The sequence below is a fragment of the Blautia coccoides genome, from assembly GCF_034355335.1.
Taxonomy (GTDB): domain Bacteria; phylum Bacillota; class Clostridia; order Lachnospirales; family Lachnospiraceae; genus Blautia; species Blautia producta.
On sequence record NZ_CP136422.1, the window covers coordinates 702765 to 721965 of the forward strand.

At 39.6% G+C, this 19201-nt stretch carries 12 protein-coding genes; all 12 read left to right on the plus strand.

Annotated features, from left to right (window positions below; all coding sequences use genetic code 11):
• Nucleotides 1–122: 122 nt before the first annotated feature.
• A complete protein-coding gene (locus BLCOC_RS03070; RefSeq protein WP_165907300.1) occupies nt 123–3950 on the plus strand; it encodes an InlB B-repeat-containing protein in 3828 nt (1275 codons plus the stop codon).
• Nucleotides 3951–3963: 13 nt separating this feature from the next.
• Nucleotides 3964–7515 (plus strand): InlB B-repeat-containing protein, encoded by a 3552-nt coding sequence (locus BLCOC_RS03075; RefSeq protein ID WP_115624344.1) that lies wholly within the window; start codon nt 3964–3966, stop codon nt 7513–7515.
• Between the two features lie 65 nt (nt 7516–7580).
• A complete protein-coding gene (locus BLCOC_RS03080; protein WP_115624345.1) occupies nt 7581–8519 on the plus strand; it encodes a hypothetical protein in 939 nt (312 codons plus the stop codon).
• Between the two features lie 189 nt (nt 8520–8708).
• Nucleotides 8709–9134 carry a hypothetical protein gene (locus tag BLCOC_RS03085; protein ID WP_115624346.1) on the plus strand — a complete coding sequence of 142 codons (426 nt, stop codon included), beginning with the start codon at nt 8709–8711 and terminating at the stop codon, nt 9132–9134.
• 72 nt (nt 9135–9206) lie between these two features.
• Nucleotides 9207–9824, plus strand: coding sequence for a hypothetical protein (locus tag BLCOC_RS03090; RefSeq protein WP_115624347.1), 618 nt, complete (start codon nt 9207–9209; stop codon nt 9822–9824).
• A gap of 19 nt (nt 9825–9843) precedes the next feature.
• The gene (locus BLCOC_RS03095) at nt 9844–10443 is read left to right on the plus strand and encodes a hypothetical protein (protein WP_115624348.1); all 600 of its coding nucleotides are present in this window, start codon (nt 9844–9846) and stop codon (nt 10441–10443) included.
• Nucleotides 10427–10981 carry a signal peptidase I gene (lepB, locus tag BLCOC_RS03100; protein ID WP_165907301.1) on the plus strand — a complete coding sequence of 185 codons (555 nt, stop codon included), beginning with the start codon at nt 10427–10429 and terminating at the stop codon, nt 10979–10981. The genes BLCOC_RS03095 and lepB overlap by 17 nt, the downstream gene beginning before the upstream one ends.
• A gap of 11 nt (nt 10982–10992) precedes the next feature.
• On the plus strand, nt 10993–13755 hold the full coding sequence (locus tag BLCOC_RS03105) for a YfhO family protein (RefSeq protein ID WP_115624350.1): 2763 nt from the start codon (nt 10993–10995) through the stop codon (nt 13753–13755).
• Nucleotides 13727–15754, plus strand: a complete 2028-nt coding sequence (locus tag BLCOC_RS03110; RefSeq protein WP_165907302.1) for a WG repeat-containing protein — start codon at nt 13727–13729, stop codon at nt 15752–15754. Before BLCOC_RS03105 ends, BLCOC_RS03110 begins: the two co-directional genes overlap by 29 nt.
• On the plus strand, nt 15751–16536 hold the full coding sequence (locus BLCOC_RS03115; RefSeq protein WP_115624352.1) for a class B sortase: 786 nt from the start codon (nt 15751–15753) through the stop codon (nt 16534–16536). Before BLCOC_RS03110 ends, BLCOC_RS03115 begins: the two co-directional genes overlap by 4 nt.
• Before the next feature lie 34 nt (nt 16537–16570).
• Nucleotides 16571–17644: a coiled-coil domain-containing protein gene (locus BLCOC_RS03120; protein ID WP_115624353.1), complete on the plus strand. Its 1074-nt coding sequence runs from the start codon at nt 16571–16573 to the stop codon at nt 17642–17644.
• A gap of 24 nt (nt 17645–17668) precedes the next feature.
• Nucleotides 17669–19201 (plus strand): NAD(P)/FAD-dependent oxidoreductase, encoded by a 1533-nt coding sequence (locus tag BLCOC_RS03125; protein ID WP_115624354.1) that lies wholly within the window; start codon nt 17669–17671, stop codon nt 19199–19201.

The following is a 19201-nucleotide window of genomic DNA, read 5'->3' on the forward strand; positions in this document are numbered from 1 at the left end:
GCTCGTATCGGTTATTTTTTTGAAATTTTATGGTGCGTGAATGGCTCTCCGCCGGGGTATGAGTACAACATAACTATAATTATGTTGTAGCTTAATTCTATATGAGGGAAAGGAGAACAGGCATGAAGGAGTCTGGGAAGGAAAAGAAAAAGAATATAGGTTCCGTTTGCAAAAGAGGATTAGTAGGACTATTGACATTGTCAGTAATAGCTGGGAATGTTTCAGGAGCTTTTGCGGTGGAGGGTGGTTCTGAAAAAGCAGAAACTGTTTTACTTTATGAAAATACGGAGGCAGTAAATGAATTGCTTAATTATCTTCCCACTGAAGAGGCTGTGAAGCAATGGGATCTTAGTTTTCTGGCATTTAGAGATTTTCTTATGGAGAAGGGATACACAGATGTATTAGAAGCATTTGATGAAAATAACATGATTTATGTTTCGGAATACATAGAAAATACAGAGGAAGTTCCAATTTATATGTCTGGAACAAATGATATGGAAGAAATACCAGAGGGGGCTCAGCTTTATGATGGCAGTGGTGGCGAATTCTATATATGGCGCCTGTGTAAAGCACTGAGAACTTCTGAAGATGGCGAGAATGTCGAATATTACTGGGTCAGGACGCAAGATAAAATCACATTAGAAAAAAATACAGAATCTAATGAGGATAAAGAAAACGGGCAGGTTAAAGAAAATCTGAACATTAATGATATTGATTCAAATATAGAGATGAGCGAGGAATCTTCGCAGGAAGGGATGGAGCAGGAGGAAGCGAAACAGGAATTACAAGGCGATGCTGCCGAGGGAGTAGAAGCTGAGCTTAGTGTAGCAGCTTCTGAATCTGGGGTGATAACGGTTTCAAACTTTGCTGAACTTAAAACAAGTATAGAAAATGCAACAAGTAATATTTCAATCAACGTCGTCGGTAACTTGAATGTAACTAGCACCATTAATGTAACGAAGTCTGTTACGGTTACATTGAATGGCGGTGGAACGTTGAACAGAACGGCTGCTTTTAACGGGAGTGTGTTCTATCTGGCTAACAAAGGATCAGAATTGGTTCTTGAGGATGTCACATTGTTTGGAAATTATCTTGACTCTTCTTCGGCGGCTATAAGAGTGTATGATGATGCGAATTTAATTATGAAAGATGGCGGAATCATAAAGGGATTTTATACTGTAGCAGGTTCATATCTTGGTGGAGGAGTGCTCCTGGAAAATGGGGGAAGATTTTTTATGGAAGGTGGCATTATTGAAGAATGTCGTGGTGGTGCAGGTGCTGCAGTACAAATATCTTCCTACGGTTATTTTGAAATGTCTGGAGGAAAAATTTGGCACAATATGGATAATGATGAGGCTGTTGTTGATGTCTATGATGGAAGGGGCGGTAATTGGGTAATTACCGGTGGAGAAATTGTAGACAATTATGCTCAAGGATTGGCTTGGGAGTGTGGCATATTGACACCAAGAGATAGAGCCACTTTTAACGGTACTAATACAGCCAGAGTATTTTCGATAGACGAATTGCATGAGATGTTGAGAAATGGCGTATTGAAAGGTGGCAAATTGCTTACAAACTATTCGTATGTAGGAGGAGCTGCAATACTTGCAAACAATTATATGAATACAGGGGTAAATCCTTACGTTGCAAATATCAGATGGAATAACATGGCAGCTGGAATAAAGGGTAATGCAATTGTTGAGTCCGGATTGTCTGGTTATGAAAATGGATTTCATGGAAAAACAACAATAGGCCCAATGAGCAATTTAGGAGAAATTGCTCATTGCGAAGGCTACACAGATCCGGTTTATACGGGAGGCCATGTTAATACAAATTGGCATGGACAAGATAATAGCAGAAATAATTTTGCTCGTATAGTGAACTCAGAATATAGAAGAGATTTACGTGGTTTTCAATCAGAAGTATATAAAAAGAATAAGTCACAGATTCGTGTTGCAGAAAATTATAGAAGAGGAAATTCGGATTACACAACATGGATACCTGCGGCAGATGGTTTTCTGTATTGGATAGCTGATACACCGGGACAATTCTTTAATACGACAAAAGTTAAGTTAGTTGATCAGAATGGACGTGAATTGCCATACACAGGTGGTGCGGCAATTACTGAAGCAACTACTGCGACCAGTGCGCCATCGGCCAGCGGAAATGCGTACAAAATTAATGAGAACACTATCGCATATGATAATGGAATCTGGGAAGCAAATACTGTAGCGGCAAAGACTTTTTACGCACCGGATTTATCTGCACATGGATTTGCGTTTACAGGGGAGTACAGCGTTGATGGTGGAAAAAAAATTGCTGGAAAAAATTACAATGTGTCGGACTATAAGAATGCTCATGAGATTACCTTCTATTATAACGCAGATTATTATGAAATCAAATATGACGGTAATGGCGGCACAGTGGATCGAGAGACTGATTCGGTTAGAATAGGAGAAAAAATAACACTGCCAAATGCAACTAAAAATGGGTATGGTTTTGCGGGATGGTATACCGAAAAAGAAGGTGGAGAAAAAATAGGTGATGCTGGTATGGAGCATACTCCACAGTCCGGGGGTACTTATTTTGCGCATTGGAATGCCAACGAATATACGGTGCGGTATGACATAAATAAACCGGAAGGCGTTACTACAGAGGTAAAAGAACCAGATAGTGAATCCGTTACCCATGACAGTTCATATACGATAAAGGCACCAACAACTGAAATATTAGAAGCGTATGGAAAAACCTATAAATTTGCTGGATGGGATGCTGGAGAGGGGAATATTTACCAAGTAAACGATGAAATATCTATAAGTGGAGATGTAACACTGAAAGCAGTATGGGATGAAAGTATAAATGAGTATTCCATTAAGTATGAAATTAATAAACCACAGGATGTTTCAACAGAAGTGATGAATCCAAGTGATGCTAAAGTGATTCACGAAAAGACGTATACATTTAGTGCACCTGAAACTGAAAGATTGGAAGGTGAAGGGAAAATCTATATTTTCGGCGGATGGGAAGATGAGTCTGGGAACACTTATCAACCTAGTCAGGAGATAACTGTTGTCAGCAATATGACACTATCAGGTAAGTGGATTGCAAAATATAGTGTTACTTATCAGCTTAATGGGGGTAATGGTGCTTTGCCGCTAAACACCTTGTTTGAGGAAGGCGAAAACGTTACTACAGTAAAAGAGGATGCTGTAAAACCACCGCAAAATAAACTTTTTGATGGTTGGGAGAGTAATGTTCCAGTAACTGTAAATGGTGTAGAGACTACACGATTGGCAGGAGGAGATGTTTTTATAATGCCTGGTCAAAATGTAGTTTTAACGGCTGTTTGGAAAAACGACAGTGTTGATATAACATTTGAAGGCGTGGACGAGGGGCAGGATGCAGTTATAAAAGTAATCAACAAAGCAGGCGAGACATTGACGAAGAATTTCCCGAAGGTAATGGTAAATGGAGAAGAGGCGACGCCGGAGCAGTTGGAAAAGCTCACATATACATATGAACTATATACGAGAACTAGAATAAATGGATCTTATGTGTACGATTGGTCAGGAGAGGTATTGACAGAGGATAAAGATAAGGATGCTATTGAAACCTTGCCACTTGCTGTTGTAAAACCGACCACTGAAAACTCAAGAATCGCAGCATCTACAAAAGTCGGTAAATCTGGCATTTTAAGGGTCACTTTAAGCTATGGAGAAACGGGAAAGAAAGCCAGCTGTATCGTTATTGCATCAGGGGATGTTGATTTGAATGCGTCGATTAGAAATAGCGATATTGAATTGCTGACCAATTACGTGATTGGCGAAGCGGCATTGGATAAATACTCCTATCAACCACTTATGGGAGATATGAATAGTGAAGCAGTAACAGGAAGAACCGTAATTACATGGCAAGATGTAGAATTGTTGGAAGCATTTATTACTTATTAAGGCGGTGGTTACGATGACGATTAAAAAGAAATCAATATTTAAAAAAATTTCAGCATTAATATTATGTGGTTTAGTGCTTCTGACAACAGTTATGCAGGTGTTTGCGGTCAGTGAAGAAAAATATGTTCCTGAGGTTCCAGCAGATGAATATGGAATGGATTTTACTGTTTTCGATGAAACGATGACACCCGGAGAAAATGGGACATACAATGCAACTATGACAGCAAGAATGACAGGCAACAGTGACACTACCACAGGGATACAAGGTGGAGCAGTACAATGGTTTTGGTCAAGTAATCTTCCAACTCCTACTTTAAGTAATACACCAGAGCTGGGGGCTTTTAATCCAGTCACGGAAGATGCGGAAAAAAACATGAAAGAGCAAAGAGTTGTTTTCCGCTATTATAGGGACAGCGATCATGGAGCATATATACAAGGCGAAAACAGAACAGGTTATAAGACATTTAATCTTAATTTTGCGAATGTGAATGCAATCCCGGGGCAAGCCTTTGATGTTATTGTGCAAGATTATTACAGCCCTTCACTTGGTGAATCTACATTATTGCTATATCCATCAAACGGGGAAGAGGAAGTTCCGCTTGTCAGAGGCAATGTAACAGGAGGCCAGTTGCGTGCACCAGGTCGAACAATTACTTACAAGTCAAATGCTGAGGGAACAGAAACTTATATTCAACAGTATATGACGGATGAAGAACTTACTGGAAAAAGAATATTGTCTTTAGAAGAAGTTGGGTTTACACCTGTTGAAGATAAGAATTTTTTGGGGTGGAGTATCTATTCAGATTCTATAAATCAAATTCAATATCGCCCGGGTATGTCATTGGAGGAAAAGGATGCAAATGGAAGATATAAGATCCAGAATGTAACACTTTATCCGGTGTACCAAGGTGATGAACACCTGGATGGGAACTGGGTTGATTACATTGTATATGACACTGTTGCGGATACCGATCCGACATTAGCAAAAGGCCGCTATAATGCCACATTGAATGCCCGCTTGTTGACGGATATGGCAAAGCATGTAGAAATCACTGGAAGTGTTTTAGAGTGGTCATGGCCGTCAAGACTCCCAGCTCCGGAACTGCAGAATATGCCAGAGAGTACAGATGACATAATTCCGGATTATCAATTGCCTGAGGATGATGGATTAGATTTAATAACTCATCGCCGTGGATATAAATGGTATCGAAATCCTGATCATGGTGCGTTAACGCCGACAAATGATGGGACGGGATATGGTTATCATGAGTTTCAAATGTATTTTTATAATTTTGCAGCAGAGCCTGGAGAAGTAATAAAAAATATTCGTTTGAGAGATTATTTCCATAAAGAACAGGAAATATCTATGACAAATGGTACGTCGCCTACAGGAGAAGAAACCATAACTGAAAGGTGCCATGTTATTACCGGAAGTATAACTATCCCAGGAAGGAAAATTATCTACAAAGCTGATAATTCTGAAAATTCCAAGACCTACGAACAGGTATATTATTCGGATGCTGAGATGGCAGATGCTACCATACTAGAAAATGACCCAACACAGAATCCTAATCAGCCGCTTACGAAACCAAATTTTGATGCACCGGCTGGTAAAGAATTTGGTGGTTGGAGTGTTGAGGTAAACGCAGCAGAAGCTATGTATCAGCCAGGTGAAGCATTAACAGAATTAAAAAATATGACTTTGTATCCTGTGTGGGTTGCAAAAAATTCTTACACAGTCACATACAATGGCAATGGAGGAACTCCAGAAAAAGATTTTGATGAGGTTTTGATTGGTGATGCATTGGGAGAACTTCCATCTGCTACACATCCAGAGGGTTATATATTTTTAGGATGGTATACAAAGGCGGAAGGCGGTAATAAGGTACAAGCTCCATTTACGCCTGTTGAAAACACGGAATTATACGCGCATTGGGAAACGACTTATAAGGTTTCATACCTGGCAGGAAATGGTTCTGGCGAGGTGAAAGATGAGAGCAGCCCATATAGAAAAGATGCTTATGTAATAGTTAAAAAACCTGATGGATTAAACTCCCCGGGCGAAGGGTGGATATTTGCTGGTTGGGAGAGCAATTTGGCTGTTACAGTAGGATCTTCTCAAAAGACTATATTGAATCCGGATGATATCTTCCGGATGCCGGAACAAGATATAACATTGACAGCTCTGTGGGATAATACGATTTCTGATGTATGTCCAATTGTTCTGGATTTAACAGAGGAAAGTTTAAAGAATAAGAAAGGCGAGGATATTGATACAGGCTTTGTTGCAAGCAGATCTGTTATTGCAGTGACAGGCGATGCGTTTAAAGGATGTAACGCTAATCACACACATGAGTTGATTATTAAGGGGACTACTACAAAGGAAGTGTCTATTGAAGGAAATAAAACAAAAGAATTCAATGTATTTGTCAATGGAGTGCAAGCAAAAATTTTAAACCTGGATTCTAATGGAACAGTTACTTTTGGCAGCGATGGAGCAACAATGACAAATCTGTTCAACAGCATGAGTGGCGAAGGACTTATATTTGGAAATGATGTTCATGAAGTCAAAATAAATGATGGCGTAACGGTTCTCTCTGTCAGTGCTGCAAAAGAGAAAAATCCAGTAACCGGAACAGACGGAAAAGTTAAAGTTCTTGACTTGACAATGCATGAGGTTTCAGAAGCAGATAAACAACTTGTGGTTAACGGAAAGGATATTTTATTACCATCAAATTATCTGAGAATTGTGATGTTAGACAATAATGAGGGTACTTGGCTCCAAGGAAAGATACAAGTGACTGATACAGATGGCAATGAATATGTCCGTGGCATAGCAGAGAATTCTGAGGATACCGAGTATATTGATTCAAATTATAGCGATCAAAATATATATGGCAATACGTTTGATCTAACAGGGACGGGCATAACTCCTTCGGATGCTGGAGAAAAGGGTATGTACGGGGAAGTACATATTCCAGTTAAGGTAAATCAGCTAAAAGTAACAGTACCCACAAGAATTGTATTTAATATTTATACAGATGGAATCAATGAAGCAAATCACGGCTTTATTGCCCCCACTGTTAAGTTGACAAATGAAAGTGAAACTTTCATGGATTCAATTAAATTACAAACATCATCTGGTTTAATCGTAAAAAATTATGGCGGAGAAAACCATAAGGCCAATGTTGGATACATGGGAATTATAGAAGACGGTGTTTCTTCTTATACTTTGGAATCCTATGCGGATATGACTGTTGAACAGATGAACCAGTCTGTAACAAAGCCAGTCGTATGTATTGAAGCGGAAGCTAAGATTGATTCCAATCCGAGGATTAAATTAAAGCAAGAAGTTGATTATTCAACAGTTCCAGTATTTTGGTTCGCAGCTAAAAGAGGAGATACAGCCCTGCAGCTAAAGGTACCCAGTGATTATGAAAATGGATCAAATACTAAAAGATATTATCAAATCCCTAAGGATGTGATAAACGATCGGGATGGTAATACCATTCTTTACGGATATCACAAAATGCGTCTTTCTTTCGCAATGGGGGACGCAGAATAAGACAGGATTAAGTGCATAATGCATTAATCATAAAGCCAATACAAAATCAAACAGGAGGAAAAAAAATGAGGAGATTAAAAAAATTTGCAGCATTAGGATTAAGCTGCGCCATGATTTCTTCAATGGCAGTAGGAGTTTCAGCTGCTGAAAACAAAATTGAGGATAAGGCAGCAGGTAAGGCAACAGTGGAATCAAAAGCAGACATTGACGTGGATGGATACATTACAAAGGATGCAGTGATTGATACAAGCGGAAATCCGATTGATCCTAGCTTGCCAACGTATTCAGAGTCTCATATGGCATCAACAGTAGTGCCGACTCAGACTGTATCAAACGGTCAGACAATCACGACAGATGTTCCAACTATGACCGCTACCAGTAACCTTCCGTCTTCATGGGGAGATGTTGATGCGGATTCTACAAATCTGTTAATTACAGCACCCACTAAATTATCGTTTTTTGCTGCCGGTGATGGAGAGGACGCAAATATCCAGCTGACTTCAGAAGGACTTAGCGTAAAGGGAAAAATATACAACCAGTCCTGTTATGTCTCCCCAGACGGTGATGTAATTCCAAAAGAAGTTGCTGTAACTGGTCAGCGTAATGATCCTACAACTAAAGAATTTGAACTCGTGGCTGCTGATGGGACATTCTCTGAAGGAACGAATGCTGTAAAAGGTGTACATTTACAGGTCAGAGGTATGAGCAAGGATGATGATTCATCTGCAATTGCAGGTTCCGACAGAAGATATGACTTTGCAAAACTTAATGCAGCAACTGATCTTGGCTATTTAGCAGCAGGCACACGCAGTATTGCGGGTAATGAGCAGGCGGTGAACCCATCTATGACAGAATTATCATTTACAGATGCAGATGGAAAAGCGACTGGAGTATCTACACAGTTTGCCGGTAACTATGATGATGGGCAGAAGCTTCACACATCTTATAAACTTTCTTTAACTTATAGTGTGGATGGTGCAAGAAGCAATGGGCTCTCATACTAAAAACAAGTAGAGATTAAGTACATAGATGTATTGGCTGATCAAATTAAAGTTTTAAACGGGGCGGGGGTTACTCCGCTCCCTTGGAAAAGGGTTGAAATAGTAGTTTCAATATTTTTCCAAGGGATTTTCATGTAGATGAAACCCTTGATTTTTATGGAGACGAATGAAATTAGAAAGAGAGGGTAAGAGATGCAATACACAAAAACAGCAAAAAAAAGAAGATATAAGTTTATCGTTAAAAACTTGTGTCTAATGATGCTGACGCTCTTTTGGCTTTTTGCAATGCAGAAGTCAGTGCTTGCTGAAACTAATATTTCGTCCATGTCAAGTGGAAGAGCTGAAATGCAAAGAGAAGAGGAAATTGATGTAGAAGGACATGTGGAAAATGACGAATCATTAAAGAATTCAAGTCAGGCAACCAATAGTTCGGGCGCTACCTTAAACAGTACGAAACCGTCCACGAATAATGTTGGAAATGGGTTAAACGATAAAGTATCAGCTAATGCCAAGACGGGCGACTTTTTCAGCGGAAAAAACCTGGTGATTTTCCTGTTAGCAGCCGGCGGCATAATTGTGATCATTAATTTGAGAAAAGGTAAAAATGCTGAAAGGTAAGTCTTATAAAAGGGTGTGATTCAGCAACGAGAGTTACATCCTTTTTTGTCGCAAATAAATTGGTGGAAAGGTATGAGTATGGAAAAGAATTCAGTATTAGAAGAACTGGAGAAGGAGTTCGAGCAATCCGTAAAGTCTGGAGATAATATAAATAAAACCAGGAAACGTTCTAAGATTACTAGTAATCAGGGGTTTTTGTTATGGATTAAGCAAAGAAGAAAAGTTTTGTCGGGTGTTCTCATCTTGCTGGTTATTGCTTTCTCAGTATTGGCGGGCAGTCATTTTCTAAAAGGAAAGAATCCTAGTGAAATAAAAAATGGAATGCCTGCATTTCTTACAGAATCTGAAAAAGAAGATTGGAATAACAAGGAAGTGGACTTCAATGAAATATATATATACGTTAATACAAATCTGAACATAGAGGATGGAAACAAGATTCAACTACGTTTGGCTAATCCTCCGTATTGTGCATATCCTATCAAGATTTCCATTCAAGATGAGGCAAAAGGGGAAGTCTATTATACTTCTGGAATTTTAAAACCCGGAGAGAGCCTGGAGGAAGTGGAACTATCTAAAGTGCCAGAACAGTCGGGGAATTATCCAGTTACCATAGTATATACGTTTTATGACAGCAAGTCGAAAGATACAGTAGTAGGTGAGCATGCGGTAAGTGCAGAACTGATTAAGTAGAAAAGCAGGAGGGATAAAAATGACATTAGAAGAAATAAATCAGGCTTATGAAGAGGAAATTCAAAAGATAGATGAGCCGGAAGTGCAGGAGTTAGAAAAGAAAAGCAAGAAAAAGTGGATATTCCTTGTGTTGGCTGTAGTAGTGTTAGGAGCTGGAGCCGCTGCGATGAATCATAAATATAACAGTTCTTCTTTGCCAGATGAGGAGGAAATTGCAGCCGCAGAAGGGGAATTGATCCGTGAAATTCCGGAAGGGATGAAGGAAGGTGAGTATGGGGACTTGCTTCAGCAGCAGATAGAAGATTCTATGTTTACCATAAATGTGCGCTCTACACCGGTATTTACGAATGGAGTATCTAAAGGTGTAATTGATATTGTAAATAATCCAAGTAATAGTTTTCCATGCAAGGTCGTTCTTGAGTTGGATGATTCAGAGGAGGAAATATATCGCTGTGATGACCTGATTTATCCAGGGCAATATATCAGTGAGATTAAACTGACTAAAAGCCTTGAGAAGGGGGCATATCCTGCAACATTGACCTATTTTGTATACGACGAGGATGGGAAGGAAAGTATTGGGCTTATTAAGGCAGGAATTACAATTGCGATACAAAATTAGTAAGTCAGGAATAAAATGTTGGGTTGAACGATTGCTGTTTACAGTTTTGCAGATGCTGGTGTTGATATTTTCCATAATTATCATCAATGGTGCAGTTTGTGGATTTTCAGTGGTGCATGGTGAAAGTATGCAGCCAACTCTTTTGGAAGGAGATATTCTTCTGTGCATTAAGCTTTTTTATCAGCCAGCCAGAGGTGATATTGTAATCTGCCGAACAGGAAAAGGTTATGAAAATGAAATGGTAAAAAGGGTAATCGGAATGCCAGGAGATGAAATTTTCATAGATAGTAATACGGGAATTTTGTATATCAACGGACACCCGTTGGAGGAACCCTACTGTAAGGAGAAGACATTCCAGATTGGTGATAATGTATATCCAGTGATTGTACCAAAAGAACAGTATTTTGTCCTAGGTGATAACCGGGAAGTATCTATGGATAGCCGTTACAGTGAAATAGGAACAATTGATTCAAAAAAGATAGACGGACATGTGGTATTTAGGGCTAGTTTGGTAAAAAAAGAAAAATACAATGAGTGAGGAAATTTGAAATGGAGTCAAAAGATAAAACGAGTTTTAAGATAAAATTCAGGGATTGGATCAGTGAACATAAAGTTAGTCTGATGGCTTTTTTTGGCGTAAGCACCGTATTGCTCATAATTGCGATGGCCAGGGGATATGCGCCATTTGGTGACAGTTCCTTACTCATGAATGATGCTATCCACCAGTACTATCCTTTGTTTGGACAGTATCGTGACAGGATTTTAAACGGAGATGGAATATTTTATTCTGCGGGAGGAGGGCTTGGGTTTAATTTTTATGCATTGTGGACTTATTATCTTTCCTCGCCTTTGAATCTGCTGATTTTGCTATTTCCATCTGGAGAGATGGATGCTGCTATGGATATGCTTATTATGCTGAAAACTGCACTTGCAGCTGGAACTTTCGCGTACTATTTGGAGTGGAAAGTTGCCAAGAGAAGAGTAAGTATTCTGCCGTTTGCCTTTGGATATGCACTGTCAACATTCATGATTGGCTATGGATATAACATTATGTGGCTGGACAGCATCATGCTGCTTCCTATTTTACTGATGGGGCTTGAGAAATTGATCCAACAAGGAAAATGGAAACTCTATACACTGGCTCTTGCATTGTCCTTATGGTGTAGCTTTTATATTGGTTTCATGGTCTGTTTATTTGCCGTTATTTGGTTTTTATTTCAAACGCATTCTTCTTACCTGGCATTCTTAAAACGAGGAATACAGTTTGCTGGAGCATCGCTCTTAGGAGCAGGACTGGCGTGTGTAGTGCTCCTGCCAGCGTATATGGGGATTGTCAAGACTACAGGCAGTTCATCCTTCCCGGACTTTGAGTGGATGGCAAAATTTTCTGAGATATTTGCTGGCAAGGAAGGTGGCATCTTTGCGTTTTCGGACCCGTTATCCATAAACAACCAAGCAGCATATCCAGCCAACCTTTATTGTGGAACTTTTGTTATCGGACTGGTTTTTTTATATTTTTTATTAAAAGATATTGCACCCATCCAAAAAATAAAAGCGGCATGGCTGATAATCTTCCTGGTGATTAGTCTGAATAACCAAGGATTGAACTATATTTGGCATGGTTTCCATTATCAGGTGGGAATTCCTAATCGGTTTGTCTTTTTGCTTCATTTCTTCTTGCTTCTTTTGGCATGTCAGGCATTTCAGCGGCTAAAGGATTGCAGGAGGTGGCAATTGGTTTGTGTAGGCGCCGGTATGCTTCTGATTTACAGCACCCTCTATTTTTTACAGAATGATAATGTGACTACACAAATGCTTATTTCTACATTATCAGCGGTTATAATTTACTCTTGTTTTTGGATGCTTTATCGGAAGGAAGAGGGAAAGCTGTGGAGGAATCTTTTATTGTTTTCCATGTGTTTAGAAATAAGCACCAGCGCATATTACGGATATGTAAAGCAGGGAGGCGTCATCTCAGATGATTTTTACCGTAGCAAAGAGGCCATTCAAGAAGCAGCGGATAAACTGCCAAATGACCAGTATCGTGCAGAATTGTCTAATCCTACGGTGAAAAATGAAGGAGCGGCATATAATCTTCGAGGCTGTGGCATATTTAGCTCTACGACCAATATTAATACCATTGCGTTGCTAAAATCAATTGGATTTTCTGCCAGCAGTAATTCTTATTCTCCTGCGGGCGGGACACCGGTTTTAAATACACTTTTTGGAATTAAAAACTATTTGATAATACAAAACGATGCCAATCGTCTGGATCATAGTTACAACGAGACTGATGAAGGAGAAGAAGTTAAAGTATATGAAAACAAAAAAGTGCTGCCTATTGGATATTTATGCGAAAAAGGAGTAAATGACTGGTCATCTTTAACTAAGGATTTTTTCCAAAACCAAATGGAACTAATTCAGTTAATGACTGGTAAAGAATACCGAATATTCACAGAACAAAAATTTGCGTTAAAGGAAGTAAATGATATCGAGGTAAAATCACTTGACGAAAAACAACAATTCAGTTATCTCTCGCCAGAAGGAATTAGAAATGATCATGTTGTATTTGAGGCTGTGGCCGAAGAGGACGAAGACTTATATATCAGACTGCAAGCTGCTTATTCAAACAAGATTACAGTTATGGTCAATGAAGTGGCAATTGCCTATAAAGACCTAAGTTCTTCTTTTTATCATGTGGGAAATGTAAATAAGGGTGACCGGGTTACTATTCAAGTCGGTATGCAGGAGGATTGTCCTACGTACGGGAAAATCAGCATGTCTATGTATGCGTTTGATCAGGAGGAAATGGACCGCGCGTATGAGGATTTATCGTCTGGCAGCATGGATGTCACGGAATGGAAGGAAGGATATATTGCGGGCAGAGTAAAAGCCAACAATGGGAGGAATGTGCTTTTTACAACAGTTCCGTATGATAAAGGCTGGTCTGTGTATGTTGATGGTAAAAAGCAAAAGACGGAAACCGTGCAAGGGGGATTTCTAAAGATAGATTTAGAGGATGGAGAACATAAAATTATTTTTAAATACGCAGTTCCCGGTCTGAAGATTGGATTTGCAGTAAGTTTGGTAAGCTTGGCAATATTACTGATTTTTGTATCTAATGCAAAAAAAGGATGGATTGCAGCAAGAGAGGAAAGGAAGGGCGAGCGCAATGCGGAACAAAAAGAATCTATTCTCGGAAATGAAGATATTCCGGAAAAGGCTGCTTCGACTGGCAGCATTGATGCTTGCAGTTATGTTGGTCAGCAGGTGTCTGATACAAGTGAATACAAGCCAGATACAGTGGATTGATGGAAATTACACGGATGTTACTCTGGATCAGTCAGGTAGCTTGATTCTTGTAGTAGATGCAAAAACGAACCTTGCCGGTGCGCTTAATCTGGAAGGCGAAGTTGTAATTCCAATAGAGAACAACATCTTTGATCCTTGGGATGGGGGTCTTATTACTGGGCTTAGACAGGAAGGGGGACTATTTTGGGTTATTAAAAAAAATAAGGTAGGAATCGTAAATCGGAAGAATGAAACGGTAATTCCACAGGAGTATGGATATTTGAAGCGGGCCCAGGAAGATCAGTTTATCGCTGGGACAGGACAAATATCAAATGTAGTTATGGACGGCGGTTCTTACACGCATAAATCGTATGGTGTGATTTCGGAATCGGGAGAGACTGTGATTCCCTTGGACTATGATTCCGTCAAATTGCAGGATGATGGGAAATATGTTGCTGTAGCTGAGGAAAATACAAGGCTGATTACCCGTACTTTTTTTGCTAATGGGAATTTAGATAAGGAAGAAATAGAAGAAAAGACATCAGAAGAGTTGCCAGCAGAAGAGGAAGAACCCTCGGAGGAGATAAGTGAAAAATCAAATTCGGATGTGCCTGAAGTACCAGTGTCAGTCAAACAGGATGAGCAGGAACCACAGATACCAGATGATGCTCCGGCTAGAGAAGACAGCGGGATTGAAGATTACGAAGGCCCAGGAGGCAGTTATGAAGTTGTCAATTTTTATGAAGTCGGGGATAACACAAAACTGCATTTGGAAGGTGATGTCTGTACCTTGGAAGATGAGCAGGGAAATGTACTGACTACTTTTGAAGGCAGTCGTGTACAGGCAAACATGCCCAAATTTGCAAAACAGGCGAAGCTGGTCATAGATCAGGGTGAGAAATTTTTCCGTATTTATAATGCCGGAACAGGTTCCATCCTCTGCGATGTATCCAAAGAATCAGAGTGTATTTTGACAGACAGTCTGATTGCATATGAACATGCAGGTTCTGAATACATAGTTAAAAATTTTCATAACACGGAAATATTTCGTGTGAAGAAAGGAGATAAAGATAAGTTTCTTAATTCACCCAATGAGCGGGCAAGGTTTGTTTTTCAAGATTCCTATTTTGTCTATCAGGCGGATGATGGAAGAACATTGATCACAAACACAGGTGTAGTGGTTTCGCAGGGGCTCACAAGTATCTCATTCAACGATGAGAATAATAACAAAGAGAGTGCTGAGGAAAAGATTTTTATCTGTGAAAAGGATGGAAAATATGGTGCTTTCAATGCAGCTGGAGATAAGATTTTAGATTTTCTGTACGAGAATATTGAATTTTTTAATGGTCATGTTAGCGCGCTTCGTGTCACTGAAAGCCGGAATCATGTAGGAATTGTTGATTATAGAGGTCAGGTAATAATTCCTTTGGAGTATGAGAGCGTTGGTTACGGAAGTCATATAGAGGAAGTGGACAGTAGTTCAATTGTTGAATATGAACTGCTGAACAGCAACACAAGCAAATATTATGGAAAAACAGGAGATAACATTTACTATCTGGACAATGAGGGAAATATTGCTGAGGAAGTACACTATGTAAGGATAGAGGAACGAGGGAAGGATTTAAATGACTACATAGCGATAGGCAGGTCTGCGGAATCTCCCCGGGAATACAGGACAACAGGTAATCTCTTAATTATGGACAACACTTATTCTGGCAGTTGGCAATTTGGTAGAAGTGTTATTTACACAAATGTGGAAAAGAATAAGATGCAGTTCCTGTTTGTGGATCAGACAAATGAGAAAATTGGAGTTTATGAATATTACTTCGGAAAATTCACATTAATGGGATTCCAACATATTTTTTGGTATGTCTGGATGGTAAGCAGTCGCATTTTTATGCTCCTTTTAGCTGGTATCTTAATCAGCATACTTCCGTATGAAAGAATTTCGGACTGGTTTTATTTTTGGAGGCTGGATGCCATAAAGAAAAGAAAAAAGAAAGGAAATCAAAATGGATGAAAAGAAGAAGGAATGTTTTATTAAATTTCATTTTGATTCTTTTATTGATAATTGCCGCATGTACAGGCTACCAAATATTCGACAGTCACCAAAAGTACCAGGATGGTGAAAATTATTATGAAAAATTAAAAGAAGATGTGGCAGTTGTAAAACATGAAGTAATTAATGAAAAGGATGAAATAGTTAGCTATATAAAAAAAAATAGGCAGAAGGCTCCGCTGGATTTAAATTTTGGTGGCCTAAAGCGGAGGCTGGGAGAGAATGTGCGGGGATGGTTATATGTGGAAGCAGTAGATATCAGCTATCCAATTATGCAGGGGAATGATAATCAATATTACCTACATAGAAATGCAGAAGGAAGTTATGAATATGCCGGTTCGGTTTTTCTGGATTCTCAGAATTCACCGGACTTTACGGATAGAAACAGTATTATTTTCGGACATAATATGGCGGATGGAAGTATGTTTGGAAAACTTAAAAGGTTTAGTCTCGATGGAGCGATAGAAACAAGCCCTTATATATGGGTGTTGACAGAAAAGGCTGACTATTGCTATCAGATTATATCTGCACAGACAGCAACGGTGAGCAGTGAGTGTTACACCTTGTTTTCTGGTAATGATAATGGATTCGTGGATTTTTTGGAACGCATGAGTTTGAATTCAGGAATTGCCACTGGACAATGGGAATTCAATAATCAGGACAAGCTTTTAACTCTGTCTACCTGTAATGGGGATGGAAATGAGGATAGTCGCTATGTGGTGCAGGCGGTAAGGATTCAATAAAAATTAAGAAAGAATAAGAAAGGAGATATATATCATGAAAAAGGTGAATTTTGCAGAAGAGAGGCGTGGATATGACAAAACGCAAGTGGAAAAATATGTATCTATGCTTCAGTCTGCTGTGGAGGAATTAGAAAAGGAAGCCGAAAGAAAATTAGAGGAATTTACGGAAACACAGAAAGAGCTGGAACAGGCAACAACAGAAATCAAAAGCTTAAAGCAGGAAATTTTCCTTAGAAATCAACAGATTGATGAAATGAAGGAAATGAATGTAGCCAGGCTTAGTGAGTTGAGCGGTGAAATTTCAGAGAAGGATCAAGAAGTGTCAAACCTGAAGAAAACGATCACTAGTCTTCAGACAACTATAAAAGAACTTCAGAAACAGATAAATGTAAAAGAAGAACGAATCATTATGTTATCAGAGGAACTGGAAAGGAGCAGAGGCGATGTATCTAAAGGGGCGGGTATACCAGCAGATTCTTCAGTTGCAGGAGAGGAGATCAATATTGCTGCATTACTTTCTCAATTAGAGGAAATTACCCGTGAGAGAGATTCACTGAAAGAGGAAATACAGAACAGTAAGGATGCATTCGGAAGTGAAAAAACATCTGCCAAAGGAATGGAAGAACTATTTCGGCAAGCCAAGGAGACAGCAGATGCCTATGTAAAGAGTATAAAGAGCCAGGTTCAGGCAGAAAGGGAGAGTATCCAAAAAGAAAATGAAAAGATGATCAATGATGCCAGAGAAGAAGCTGAGAGGATTATAGAAGAAGCACGTTCTGTAAAACAGATGGAATTGGATGAGAAATTATCTCAGCTGTCAAAACTGGAGGAAGAGAAGAAATCAGAAGTAAGTGAATTGATTCAAAATGCTAAAGATGAACTGGAAAGTGCGCAGATCGAAGCGGAAGGAATCCGTGTCCAAGCGAAACAGGTACTGGAGCAGGCAGAAAAACGGCGTGAAAAAATACTGATGAGGGCTCGTGAAAAAGCAGAACAGGTGTCCGGCCCAGTGAGAGAAGATTGCGATAAGTTGAAAAAGGAAATGGCTGAAGCGGCGGACAGATTTGCGGAGTTTTTCAAAAAGCTCAACGTAACAGATGAAGAGTAAATAAGATACCAGGAGGAAGACAAGTTGCGGAAGGTAGTGATAATAGGGGCGGGACCGGCAGGACTGACGGCAGCGTATGAACTATTGAAGCAGTCCAAGGAGGAATTTGAGGTTACTGTTCTGGAGGAATCCAGATGGATCGGTGGAATCTCCAGGACCGTAGAGTATCAGGGAAACCGAATGGACATTGGTGGACACCGTTTTTTTTCTAAGGATGAGCGGATAATGGAGTGGTGGAAGGAAATCCTGCCCTTGCAAGGGTCGCCTTCCTATGACGACAGCATACTTCATAGGGAAAGACCGCTTGCGGAAGGCGGGCCGAATCCAGAAAGGGATGATCGAGTGATGCTGGTAAGGCAGCGGGTATCCCGAATTTATTATAATAAGAAATTTTTTGATTACCCTATATCCATGAAACCAGAAACATTTATAAACATGGGTCTTGTCCAGACTCTAAAAGCTGGCATGAGCTATCTTCTCTCCTGTGTACATAAATTACCTGAAGAATCTCTGGAGAACTTTTATATTAACCGTTTTGGAAAGGTATTATATTCTATGTTCTTTGAGGGATATACAGAGAAGGTGTGGGGACGGCATCCGAAAGAAATCTCAGCTGATTGGGGGGCGCAAAGAGTAAAAGGGCTTTCCATTCTTGCGTTAATCCAAAACATGTTCTCGTCCGGTGAGAAGGAAACATCACTGATCGAGGAATTCTGGTATCCAAAATATGGACCCGGTCAATTATGGGAGTGTGTTGCGGATAAGATTGAACAGATGGGCGGTAAAATTATAAAAGGTGCAAAAGTAAAAGAGGTGTCTCTGACCGGGGATAGAGTGGTAAGCGTTTCCTATTTTCTGGGGGAAAAGTCAATAATAGCAGACACAGATTTTCTGCTTTCATCTATGTCATTAAAAGATTTGGTAGGATGCATGGGAGAAGCAATTCCCCGATGTATTAGGGCGATTGCCCAAGGCCTGCCTTACCGTGATTTCGTAACAGTGGGGCTTTTGGTAGATAAATTGTCCCTAAAAAATGAGACAAAGATAAAGACACTAAATAATATTGTTCCAGATTGTTGGATTTATGTTCAGGACGTAGGTGTAAAAATGGGCAGGATACAGATCTTTAACAACTGGTCGCCTTATCTGTTAGAAGATGTGGAACATAACGTGTGGATTGGGCTGGAGTATTTCTGTACTGAGGGGGATGCTTTCTGGGAAATGGAGGAGGAAGCCTGCGTTAATTTTGCTATTGATGAGTTGATTTCCATAGGGCTTATCTCAGGTTGGGAAGATGTAAAGAAAACCCACCGGGAGCGTGTGAAAAAGGCATATCCTGCTTACTTTGACACGTATAACCAGATTGAAAAAGTGATTGAGAGTATGGATTCCTGCAGGAATCTGTATTGTATCGGAAGAAACGGGCAGCACAGATACAATAACATGGATCACTCCATGGCAACTGCTTTTGCGGCAGTGAATCATATTCTGAATGGAGGAAATAAATCAGCAATTTGGAATATCAATACTGAAAAATCATACCATGAGAAAAATTAA